Raw genomic sequence first — 11969 nt, 5'->3', positions numbered from 1 at the left:
CCCCAATTTTGTTCCCCGCGCTTGCCCGCCTCTTCTCTCGCGCCCGACGGCATTAATCGACTCGCATCGTGGGCGTCTCGCGAAGCCCCAACGAACACTCTCAGTGGCGAGAATCGCTTCGCGAAACGACTGCGAAATTCGTTGGCAAATCGTTCCGGACCGAAGATTGGGACGCCTTCGCTCCAAACATTTTCTATCAGCCGGGCGACATCAAGGACGCGAGCTCCTTCGAATCGCTCGCTAGTTTCTTGGATGAAATCGAAGAGGGCAAACCGACTGGCCGGGTTTACTACTTGTCGACCATGCCACAACTGTACGAAGAAGCGATCCAGCGACTCGGCGACGCGGGGTTGGCATGCGACAAAAACGGTGCTCGCCGGGTGATCATCGAAAAACCCTTTGGCACCGATTTCAAAACGGCGCAAAACCTCAACGAATCGATCCACAACGTTTTTCGCGAAGACCAGATCTACCGGATCGACCACTACCTGGGCAAAGAGACCGTTCAGAACATCTTTGCCTTGCGGTTCGCCAACAGCATCTTTGAACCGCTCTGGAACCGCAATTACATCGACCACGTTCAAATCACCGTGGCCGAAGAAGTCGTGATTGGCCGCCGGGCGGGTTACTACGACAACAGCGGCATCCTTCGCGACATGTTCCAGAATCACATCCTGCAATTGATGATGATCACAGCGATGGAACCGCCCCCAAAATTCGAATCAACGCTGGTCCGAGACGAGAAGGTCAAGGTCCTGCACAGCGTCCGCAAAATGACCGGTGGCGATTTCGCCGCACAGACTGTTCGCGGCCAATACGCGGGTTACTTACAAGAAGAAGGCGTGCCACCGAACAGCCAAACGGAAACGTTCGCCGCTCTGAAACTGTACTGCGACAACTGGCGATGGCAGGGCGTTCCGTTCTTCTTGCGGAGTGGCAAGGGCATGTCGTGTCGCACGACACAGATCGTGATCCAGTTCAAGAACGTTCCTCACCAACTTTTCGGTGGATCGAACCAAAAGAATCGGCTGGGCAACCGCTTGGTCATCCAAGTCCAACCTGCCGAAGGCATTCAATTGCACTTCGAAACCAAAGTCGCGGACGCGGGAATGAAAACTCGCACCAATCACTTGGAATTCAATTTCCAAGATTCCATTGGCGGTGATGAGATGCCTGATGCTTACCAGCGTCTGCTACTCGATGCCGTGCAAGGTGACGCCAGCCTCTTCGCTCGCGGCGATGAAGTCGAACTCGCCTGGAGCATCATCGATCCGATCATCGAAGCCTGGCGAAGCCCCGCCGCACCGCCACTGCACACCTATCCGACTGGCCTGTGGGGCCCTGAGGAATGCTCGCAGTGGATGTTCGATCAAAAACGCGAGTGGTTCGATGTCTGCCCTGTGATCTGAGCCGTCACCCTTGCGACTGATGCTGAGGTTTTATCGGTCGACCGGGAGCCCCGGTCGACCACCCCCGTAACCGCGCCGAGCAGACTCGACCGACCGGAGGGCCCCGGTCGGCAACCGATGTACTCGACTGGGACCCCCAGTCGGCAACCGATGGAGTCGACCGGGCCCCCCCGACGGCAACCTATGTAGTCGACTGGGGCCCCCAGTCGACCACCCCACAAACAACCGCCCCGCGATCACCGCTGCCCGTTTCAACCCGAGCCTACCCTTCCGCACCAATCCCAAATAGGTGCTTCCCCTTCTTGGCGGCGCGGTGAGTCTCAACCGTGTCCTGCTCCGCACCTGGATCCCCTTGCGATTCCATCCAACGATCTAGCTCCGCCCGCAGCTTTTCGCGGACGCCAGCCAAACTGGAATCCTGGATCAAATTGTTCATCTCGTATGGGTCGCTGGCCATGTCATACAGCTCTTCCTGGGGACGCAACTGGTATCGCTGAATCAGCCGCAAAATCTCAGGCTGTTCAAAGCTTTGAAAGACCCACGTCTGCCAGTACTTGTTGTTCAGTTCGCCCCTGCCCTTGATGCCCATCAAATGCTTCTCGATGTACAGGTTCTCGTTCTGCAAGTTGCGAATGTAGTGATACCGACCATCCGTGATGGAACGAATGGGATACGGCGGCCCTTCCGGAATATTGTTGTGCGTTCCATACGCGTATTCGCGATGCACATCACTCTCGCCTCGAAGCACGCCAGCAAAACTCGATCCATCAAACGTGCCCGGTTGAGGAGTCGCTCCCGCGATATCCACCAACGTCGGCAACACATCCGCGTACTGCACAACGGCCTCGGTTCTGGTTCCTGAAGCAACGACACCGGGCCACTTCACGATCAATCCGGTATGCACACCCGTGTTGTAATTCGTCCACTTGTTACCAGGGAACTGCGAGCCTTGCTCCGACGTGAACACCACCACCGTCTCATCTGTCTTTCCAACCGCCTCCAATTCACTCATCAATTTCCCGAACTGGCCATCCATGTACGTGATCTCCGCCAAGTAGCGTCCGAACGCGGACCGAGTCTCAGGTGTGTCACCGATGTTGGGCGGTAGCTTCAACTTCCGAGGCGGGTAAGCGCTGGCGTCGCCCATCACCCACGGCACATGGGGTTCGACCAATGCAACGACCAAACAGAACGGTTGCCCATCGTCACGATCCATGAACTCACGAATGGAATCGAGTTGCATTGGACGAGTCGGGTTGCGAACGCAATTCTTGTCACAACCGTCAACCAACTCAAACGGAAAGGCGGATGCAGGCGAGACATGAACCTTGCCCGCCAAACCAACCCGATACCCAAGCCGAGCCAGATGCTGCGGCATGCTCTCGATGTCACCGCGACTGGCCGAGTGATTCCAATTGCATCCGTTCCGCATCGGATACAAACCCGAGTACAACTCCGCTCGGCAAGGCTGGCACATCGCCTCCGCCAGGAACGCCCGATCAAAAACCATGCCCTGCTTAGCGAACTCTTCCAAGTGAGGCGTTTTCGCGTTTTCGCCCCCGTACATCGGCAAATCGTTGTACGTGCAATCGTCCGCCATCACGATCAAAACATTGGGTGGCGGGCAAGTCGCGGACGCGACCACCTGGCAGGAACACAGCAAGAACGCGACGGCAACGATTCTAAGAGTGATCGACATGAAAACCTGGCAATGTGGGGACATTTGCTTGGAAGACGGCAGCAAACCAACGCTGCAGCGGCGCAAATATCTTACCCCAAATGGTCGGCGTCAACTAAATCCGCTTGAGAACACGAGCGAATTTCCCCTCAACTCCGCACTCAGATCATGCCGCCTCTGCGGCTTCGGATGCGGCATTCAATTTGTTGTAGAGCGTCTTCAACGAGACCCCGAGCTCTTCCGCAACAGCCTTTTTATTGCCGTTGTGCCGAGTCATTGCCCGCTCGATCGCGAGCTGTTCGATCTCTCGCATTGTCATCGGTGCAGAGTCCGCCAAATCAGCGCGCAACTGTCGTCGAGCGAAGTGCTGAGGCAAATGTTCGACATCGATCGGCAAGGCGTCACACAACACCGAAGCGTGCTCGATCACGTTGGCGAGTTCTCGCACATTGCCCGGCCATTGATGCGCCTGCAGTTCAGCCATCGCGGCTTCGGTGAAGAGCTGACCATCACTGCCATCGGCTCGGTGACGACGCAGCAAGTGCTCCGCCAGCGCCGGCAAGTCATCGATGCGATCGCGAAGCGCGGGCAACCTCAGTTCAAATGTGTTGATGCGAAACATCAAGTCTTCGCGGAATGTGCCTTCACTGACCATCTTTTCCAGGTCACGGTGTGTCGCGCAGACCACTCGGACGTCCACCCGGACGCTCTGGTTGTCACCCAGCCTACGAATATCGCCTGTCTCCAAGACGCGCAACAACTTTGCCTGGACGGCCAATGGTAGCTCGCCAATCTCATCCAAGAACAACGTGCCGCCACTGGCGACTTCGAACAATCCCATGCGAGCCGAATCGGCACCGGTGAAGGCACCTTTGACGTGCCCGAACAGTTCGCTTTCGATCAGAGTTTCAGGCAACGCACCGCAGTTGATCGCCACGAAGGGCTGCTCACTGCGAAGGCTTTCGTCTGCGATCGCGCGAGCGACCAATTCCTTGCCACAACCTGTTTCCCCGCGAATCAACACGGTCGATTCAGTCGGCGCGACTTTAGCGATCAGTTTGCGGACCGCATTCATGGATTGGTTCTCACCGATCAAATCCGAATGACCTTCGGCACGTTGCAGTCGATGGCGAAGCGCCGCGACCAAGCGATTCCACTCACGCCGCTCACTGACGCGTCCCATCAGCGCGGAAATATCAGCCAACCGACAGGGCTTCATCAGGTAATCAAATGTGCCGTGGCGAAGTGCCTCGATCGCGGTCTCTTGACTGGGTTTGCCCGTCATCACGACCGCTTCGATTTCCGGCCGAATTTCGCGGGCGCGAGCGATCACATCGATCCCACTCATGCCTGGCATGTCGAGGTCGACCAGCAAGCAATCAATGGGTTCCTTGGACAGCACATCGACGGCGGTTTCCCCGTCGGGGCACACGGTCACGCGGTATCCCATCCGCGGCAACTCGGTGCCCATCAACTTTTGCAATTGAGGCTCATCGTCCGCGAAAAGAATGTGCATGCCGTCGGACTTAGGCTGCTTGGGTTTGCTGGGCATCTTGGAATTTCCAACTTTCAAACGCGGGAGAAGTGACTTCTTCGGTGATCGCCGCAACCGGCAATCGCAATTCAAATTCGCTGCCTTGATTTTCGCCTTCGCTTCGAGCGACCAATTGACCGCCGTGTTGGCAAACAATTCGGTGCGAAATACTCAGTCCCAACCCGGTGCCGGTGCCATCACGACGCCGAGTGAAGAACGGCTCGAACAAGTGAGCCTGAACCTCAGCGGACATCCCACACCCCGTGTCTTTCACACGCACGGCCGACATTTTGGGACCTTGGTGAACGAAGATGTCGACGCTGCCATCGCAATCAACACTTTCCAGTGCGTTGGTGACCAAGTTCAGAATGACTTGGCGGATCTCTTGATCGTTGGCGTAGACCGTCGCGGAGTCGCTGCCGAACACTCGCACGGATTGGCATTGGTATTTGCCCAACGTCCCCACCATCTCGATCACGTCGTTGACCAAGGGAACAATATCAAACTCGGTTTTCTCGACTTGGCCCATCCGGCTGAACAGCAGCATTTTTTCGATGATCGACTTGCAGCGGAACGCCTCGCCTTCGATGCGTTGCAGGTTCTCACGCCAATTCTCCGTCATCTCGCTGTCGAGCAAACGCTGGTCATCGGGCAGCATCATCAAGTCATTCATTCGCGACTCAATCGCCTCGGCGCTCCAAGCGATCGCGGCCATGGGATTGTTGATCTCATGAGCAAAACCAGCGGCTAAGAACCCGACGCCGGCAAGCTGCTCGTTGCGAATCACTTCTTGCGAACGAACCTTGACCTCTTGATCGAGTTCGTCGCACATCTTTTCGATGTGAGCCAAACTGTTTTGAAAACGGTCGGTCATTTCGTTCAAGATCACGCCAAGTTCACCGAGCTCGTCCCCGGTGCCCAAGTCGATTCGATGTTCAAACTGGCCACGAGCGACCAAGCGAGCACCGATGACCAAGTTGTTGAACGGCGCCATAACGGTTGTCTGAAAAATCCAAACCATCACCCCCGAGATCACCATCGCGAGAGCGAACGGGATCCAAGCGACGCCGATGCCCAACCGGTAGCGACTTTTCACGTGGTCACTGAACGCTGCCATCTGACTGTGGATCAAAACGAGGTGATCGCGAGTTTCGCCGACTAGGCTTTCCAAACGTTCATCGAGTTTATTGCGACTGGTCTGCCGATCGATGACCAAGTAATCCAAGTTGTGTTGGTTTTCGCGGATCTCGTTGAGGATGTTGCGTACGTTGCCGAGCGACTCGTGCTGTGTTTCTGGGTTGATCAACGTGGCTCCCGCTTCGACGTCCTGCGGTTGCTCGACCTTCATCTTCACCATCATCGCGTAGGTTTCGAGCGCGCGATCGAGCTCGCTGATCGTTTCACGGAACGTCTCGTTTTCAAGTTGCAGATCAGCGTGCGGCATTCCAAACGCGTTGATCATCGTCGCCTGGGCTCGCATCTGACACAGTCTCGTGTTGCTGTCGCGAGCTTTCGCCGCGGCCTGGGCAATCTGAGTTGCCATCGGCAATTCCTTGGCACGCGAGCTGATCGCATCAGCCAGGTTCCGATACTGATACAACCCAAAGATCCCCACACCGCCTAGCGTGATCACCAGTGCGACCAGGACCAACGCTCCGGTCAGCAGTTTCCCTTGGATCGATGTCAGCTTGGGAAACTTGCCTCGCGGGGCCAAACGCCACACACCTGAATCGGTCCGAAAGCGACGTTTCCGGTTGGACCACTTGGCCGCTGCTTTTTCGGCAGAGTAATCCTGGCCGTCACGGTATTCCCGGCCATCAGTGTACCGATCGCTGGCACTGCATTCTTGACCGGAGGCTGGCTCTCCGAGAGAGAACAGAGACTCGCTCGCAACGGAACCAATGGGCTTGGTCGACGTGGACTCCTTGTCCGATACCGGGATGGCAGCAGCGTCCGCGGAGCGACCCTCCGTTTCGGATCCAAAGAGAGGCGCCGGCGAATGCGTCGCAGAGAGACGGCCCGCCTCATGAGGTCTGTTTTTTCGCATCCGAATCGGCATCCTTGACCACTACGGTGTGAAACATCCTGTTCAACATTTCGAAGAGTATCGCGGGCGGGTCGGAGTGGCAAGAGCGGATCGAACTTGCGTCGCCAGAGCTCGTTTTTCTATACCCCTTGGCTGAACTTTGATCCACGATCGCCGGGGACTGTCACACGTGACCAAGACCATCTTCTTTTCCGTCGGAGAACCGAGCGGCGACCAACATGCCGCTCGACTGATTCGCCAATTGACGAATCCGGGTGGCCTGGCGATGCAGAACACCGAACGTGTCGTCTGCCGCGGATTTGGCGGCCCCTCGATGCTGGCCGCTGGTTGTCGCGTTGACCTGGACCTGACCCGCCACGCGGTGGTCGGAATCGTCGAGGTCCTGCCCAAGATTCGCGAATTCTTCCGGTTCGCCGATCAGGCCGAAGCCATCTTCCGGTCCGGTTCAGTGGACGCCGTCGTCCTGGTCGACTTCCCCGGCTTCAATTGGCACATCGCGAAACGAGCCAAGAAATACGGCATTCCGGTGCACTACTATTGCCCGCCGCAACTGTGGGCTTGGGGTGCATGGCGAGTCCGGAAAATGAAACGCAGCGTTGATCACGTCGTCGCCGTCTTGCCGGTGGAGGAGGCCTTTTTCGATCAACACGAGATTCCCGTCAGCCTGGTCGGGCACCCATTTTTCGATGCGGTCGAGGAACAACAACTCGACACTGCCGTGATGCGACGCTTTCACCAGCAAACCCAATCGGGCGAACGAATCGTCGCCGTCCTGCCAGGTTCTCGCGACCACGAAGTCCGCGCCAATTTTCCGATCCAACTGGAAACGATCCGCCGACTGCACCGCGAAGGAGGCGAATCGAGCCAGAACGTACGATTCGCGGTGGCAGCCTACCGAGACAAACAATGTCTCTGGTGCCGCGAACAACTCTCGGAACAAGACTCCGATTTGCCGATTGATTTTTACGTGGATTGCACGTCCGAAATCATCGAAGTGGCTCACTGTGCGATGATGGTCAGCGGCAGCGTCAGCCTCGAACTGCTGGCTCGCGAAACCCCGGCCGCCGTGATTTACCGCGTCGGGCGAGTCTTGCACGCGGTCGGCAAACGCGTGCTGAAAATCGACAGCGTCACGCTACCCAACCTGATGGCCGGAAGAAAAATCTACCCCGAGTTCATCTCGGTCGGCGACCCGGCCCCCGCCGTGGATTTCTTGACTGAAACCATGCACGCGATGCTGCACGACAAGTTCTATTACGCGAAAACCAGGCGGGAATTGGGGCAATTGCGAGAACTGCACGCCAGCCCAGGAGCGTCCCGCCGCGCCGCAAAACTACTGCGTTCGAAGCTGCTTGAATCCGCCGATTCGGCAGCAGAAAAGAATTCTGACGCAGAACAAACCAAAACACGACAAGCTGCGTAACAGCCCGGGTCCATCTCATCCCGCGGTCCTCTTTTCGCATTCACTCCGAAATGAACCAGCCTGATTCGTCCAAGTCGTTGTTTTTGGGCGGTGCCGCCAAGGCCACCGCCGCCAATCGCGAACGGGATGTCCCCAAAATGGGAGCCGAAGCAGGTTACGAGGAGGTGGTCGTCGAAGAGGTCGCCCCTGTCCGTATCAGTGCCTTCATCGGACTGTTCATCGCCCTCACCAGCTTCACCGCAGCGGTCGGCAAACCGATGCTGGTTCTGCCACTTCTGGCGATTGCATTCTGCCTGTTTGCTTTACGCAAACACTCTGGGGCGACGAAACCAGTGGGGACCACGGCCGCCAGACTTGGATTGATCCTGGCTTGTTTGTTCGGGTCAATGGGATTCTTCGTTCACTACATGAAATACCGGACGCTGGGCGACCAAGCCACCTACTTTGCTCAGCAATACGTCGAGCTGGCTGCTAACGGGGAATAGCCGTTGGCGCTGGAACTGCAAAAATCGGCTCCGAACCGTCAAGTTTCCACCATGAAGCTGGACGCGGCCTATGAACTCGACCAAGCCGCCCAAGAACAACTCGAAAACTTCCGCAGCGGTGCCTATGCGGAAGTCAAAAAGGTTGGCCCCGATGTGAAATGGGTGCTCGATCGCCGCCCTCGCGTGTTTCAAAAATACGGCCGTGAAAAAGTCGACACCTACTGGCGTGACCCCAGCGGAAAGTTCTCCGGCGTGATCCAGATCGAAATGAAATGGAACCCAGCGAAAACCGAAGAGGACGCGGATTGGCAAGTGACGCTGTTCCAAGTCGAACGCGAATTGATCGTCGCCCCGGCTGTTCTCTAAACAACAACTTCGTTTTGCCCGGCTGTTTTTTGCAAGCCGGCAAACGGAACCGACCGGAATGCAAAATTCCGGACGCATTTGCTGAACCCGACCGGATTGGGGTGGCATCGAGTTGGCGGCAGTGCTTACGACCAAACATCAGGTCGTCTTCTTAGCCGCTTGCCCTTTGACGTTCATTATGCCAGCTCGATCCACCGCTCTCATTTGCACCGTTTCATCGCTGCTGATTTCCGGATTGCTTCTCACCACGCAAACCGGTTGCTTGGGTTTGATGTCAAACCTGATGCACGCCGTCGGGGCGGACCAAGTTCCTGCGGAGTGCGAACTGCTGAAGGATTCCAAGGTCGCGGTGGTGACATTCACCGACCGCAGCCAATACAGCGAAGACATCGCCGCTCGCACCCTGTCGCGAAAAAGTCAGTGACATCCTGCTGAACAACATCAAAGACATTCGCTTGGTGCGAGAAGACAAAATCCAGGAATACCGTGACACTCACGGTTGGGAAAACTCCGACTTCCTCGACATCGGCAAAGGCGTCGACGCCGAGAAAGTCTTAGCCATCGAACTGACCGGGTTGAAACTCCGCGAAGGAGCCACGCTTTATCGCGGTTCCGCTGCGGTGACGCTGACCGTCCTCGATGTGGCCACCGAAAGCGTCATCTTCCGCAAGGAAATCGACGAGTACACTTACCCATCAACTGCTGGCCAATACACGAGCGAAACGACCGAATCGAAGTTCCGCAAGCTGTACTTGCAAATGCTGGCTGAACGGATCGGCCGAGTCTTCCACCCGTACGATTTTGCGGACACGATCGCTCTCGACGGTGCCATCGCCAGCCAGTGAGCGGTTCGCGGCTCCTCCGCTACCACACCTGCCTCCTTTCATTGAACGCGTGATTCGCCACCCATTTGGTGTGGCGTTTTGCGTTCCATCCGCCGCCGTTCTGGGGCGGGACTGGATGATTGCTTGCGACCCTGGGCAAACGCTCAGCACTCCGGTCGACAAACGGCTTTGCGTATCTGACAATTCAGTCTGATTTGCCATGACTCTTGCTCCGCACTCGAACCTCAATTGCTATGAAAACGGCTCGTCACGAACTCGTCATTTTGGGCGGTGGCCCAGCCGGCTACGTCGCCGCCATTCGCGCCGCTCAACTCGGCATCGACGTTGCCTGCATCGATGACAACCCTCGCTATGGAGGGACATGTGTCCGCGTCGGCTGCATCCCCAGCAAGGCACTGTTGGAATCCAGCCACTTGTACGAAGAAGCCCAGCATAAATTCGCGGACCACGGGCTGAACGTCGGCAAGTTGGAACTGGATCTCAGCGTGATGATGAAACGCAAAGAGAAGATCGTCGAATCGCTGACCGGCGGCATCGACATGCTCTTCAAACGCCGCGGCGTCACCGCTTCTCACGGCCGCGGCATTCTTCGCGATGTTGACTCCATCGAGATCACACCGAGCGAAGGTGCTGCCGACGACCAACCCACGCTGGTCACCGCCGATCAAATCATGCTCTGCCCCGGCAGCGTTCCCGCCCAACTGCCATTCGTCGAAGAAGATGGCGACCTCGTCGGCAACAGCACCGCCGCACTCTCTTACCCCGAAGTCCCAGAAGAGTTGGTCGTCATCGGCGGCGGATACATCGGCTTGGAACTCGGCAGCGTCTGGAACCGCTTGGGCAGCAACGTTGTCGTCCTGGAAGCCTTTGACCGTATCATGCCAGGCCTCGACAAAGAGATGGCCAACTTGGCTCACCGCAGCTTCAAGAAACAAGGCATGGACATCCGCACCGGAACCTTTGTGGCTTCCGCGAAAGTGGATCCCAACCCCGGCGACAAGAAACCCTGTGTCGTTGAAATCAAAGACGGCGACCCAATCCGCTGTGACCGCGTTCTGCTGGCGACCGGGCGTGCTCCCGCGACCAAGAACCTGGGCCTAGAGAATGCGGGCGTCAAATTGGACGAACGTGGCTTCATCCAAGTCAACCATCAATTTGAAACATCCGTGCCAGGCATCTATGCCATCGGCGATTGCATCGGCGGTGCGATGCTGGCTCACAAAGCCATGGAAGAGGGCGTTGTCTGCGTCGAACTGATGGCCGGTATCGCTTCGGAAATGAACTATGAAGTCATCCCAGCGATCGTCTTCACCCATCCGGAAATCGCGATGGTGGGCAAAACCGAAGAAGAACTGAAGGAAGCCGGCATTGAGTACAACAAAGGCGTCTGCCCGTTCGGTGCAAATGGTCGCGCCCGCACACTGGGCGACATCGACGGTCGCGTTAAAATCCTAGCCGATGCAGCAACGGACCGAGTTCTCGGCGTGCACATCATCGGCCCGCGTGCTGGTGATATGATTGCGGAGGCCGCTGCGGCGATGGAATTCGGAGCCAGCAGTGAAGACATCGTCCGCACTTGCCACGCTCACCCAACGTTGTCCGAAGCGGTTCACGAAGCCGCCATGGCCGTGGACGACCGACCGATCCACACAGCGTGAGCGGTCCGATAACATCCGGCTGGTTGAGGCGATTGTACGCCCGCGTCGTGTTCCTCCCGACGCTGTGGTGGAACATGCTGCTTGGACGAGTCCTCAAGGTGCGGAATTGGTTTGACTGGATCGATCCCTTGGTGATCGTCGGTGCTCGCCCGTTTGCACGGGACGTTGAGGGCCTGGCCGAGCTCAATGTCGGCGGCGTCGTCAACACTTGTGAAGAATACTGTGGTCCCGTCGAAGAGTATGCCAAGCACGGCATCGAGCAACTGCATCTTCCGATCACCGACTTCACACACCCCAGTCTTGAAGACGTCCGAACCGGAGTCGCGTTCATCCAACGCCACGTTGAAAACGGTAAAGCGGTCTACATCCACTGCAAGGCCGGCCGAGCCCGCAGTGCCACCATCGCGATCTGCTGGTTGATCGCTAAAAATAATTGGATACGATAAAGCCCCTTCTGCAATTTATAAAGCTCAAGATAATATTGAAAATGCCAATTTAACAGAGTTTATTACCGTTAAACAAGA

The 11969-nt window shown here is 56.9% G+C and carries 9 protein-coding genes and 2 pseudogenes; 8 read left to right on the top strand and 3 right to left on the bottom strand.

The genetic code is table 11. The features are described 5' to 3' along the window. The first annotated feature begins 5 nt into the window (after positions 1-5). Positions 6-1409, top strand: a pseudogene (gene zwf / locus ACF8AM_RS12825) (glucose-6-phosphate dehydrogenase). Positions 1410-1671: 262 nt separating this feature from the next. On the opposite strand, the gene ACF8AM_RS12820 reads toward zwf, so the two are convergent. The 3 genes from ACF8AM_RS12820 to ACF8AM_RS12810 all read right to left on the bottom strand — a co-directional run bounded on the left by ACF8AM_RS12820 (position 1672) and on the right by ACF8AM_RS12810 (position 6668). After that, positions 1672-3108, bottom strand: coding sequence for a sulfatase (locus tag ACF8AM_RS12820; RefSeq protein WP_392556010.1), 1437 nt, complete (start codon positions 3106-3108; stop codon positions 1672-1674). 145 nt (positions 3109-3253) lie between these two features. Continuing rightward, positions 3254-4603, bottom strand: coding sequence for a sigma-54-dependent transcriptional regulator (locus tag ACF8AM_RS12815; RefSeq protein ID WP_392556011.1), 1350 nt, complete (start codon positions 4601-4603; stop codon positions 3254-3256). 10 nt (positions 4604-4613) lie between these two features. Further along, a complete protein-coding gene (locus ACF8AM_RS12810; RefSeq protein ID WP_392556009.1) occupies positions 4614-6668 on the bottom strand; it encodes an ATP-binding protein in 2055 nt (684 codons plus the stop codon). Positions 6669-6837: 169 nt separating this feature from the next. Between ACF8AM_RS12810 and ACF8AM_RS12805 the strand changes: the two genes are divergently transcribed. From ACF8AM_RS12805 to ACF8AM_RS12775, 7 genes and pseudogenes are all read left to right on the top strand, one after another. Continuing rightward, positions 6838-8091, top strand: a complete 1254-nt coding sequence (locus ACF8AM_RS12805; RefSeq protein ID WP_392556008.1) for a lipid-A-disaccharide synthase — start codon at positions 6838-6840, stop codon at positions 8089-8091. 50 nt (positions 8092-8141) lie between these two features. Beyond that, the gene (locus ACF8AM_RS12800) at positions 8142-8576 is read left to right on the top strand and encodes a hypothetical protein (RefSeq protein ID WP_392556007.1); all 435 of its coding nucleotides are present in this window, start codon (positions 8142-8144) and stop codon (positions 8574-8576) included. Positions 8577-8627: 51 nt separating this feature from the next. Beyond that, a complete protein-coding gene (locus tag ACF8AM_RS12795) occupies positions 8628-8942 on the top strand; it encodes a hypothetical protein (RefSeq protein WP_392556006.1) in 315 nt (104 codons plus the stop codon). Positions 8943-9063: 121 nt separating this feature from the next. Beyond that, positions 9064-9366, top strand: a complete 303-nt coding sequence (locus ACF8AM_RS12790) for a hypothetical protein (protein ID WP_392556005.1) — start codon at positions 9064-9066, stop codon at positions 9364-9366. 34 nt (positions 9367-9400) lie between these two features. Next, entirely contained in the window at positions 9401-9787 is a 387-nt protein-coding gene (locus ACF8AM_RS12785) for a hypothetical protein (RefSeq protein ID WP_392556004.1), read from the top strand. Between the two features lie 233 nt (positions 9788-10020). Beyond that, positions 10021-11445: a dihydrolipoyl dehydrogenase gene (lpdA, locus tag ACF8AM_RS12780; protein ID WP_392556003.1), complete on the top strand. Its 1425-nt coding sequence runs from the start codon at positions 10021-10023 to the stop codon at positions 11443-11445. Beyond that, positions 11442-11870 (top strand): annotated as a pseudogene (locus ACF8AM_RS12775) (dual specificity protein phosphatase family protein); the annotation flags it as partial. The gene lpdA and the pseudogene ACF8AM_RS12775, both read left to right, overlap by 4 nt. Positions 11871-11969: the final 99 nt, after the last annotated feature.

The sequence above is a fragment of the Rhodopirellula sp. JB055 genome, assembly GCF_043100905.1.
GTDB lineage: Bacteria > Planctomycetota > Planctomycetia > Pirellulales > Pirellulaceae > Rhodopirellula.
The sequence above is the reverse complement of the archived record's forward strand: the minus strand, read 5'-3'. Positions and strand labels throughout refer to the sequence as shown.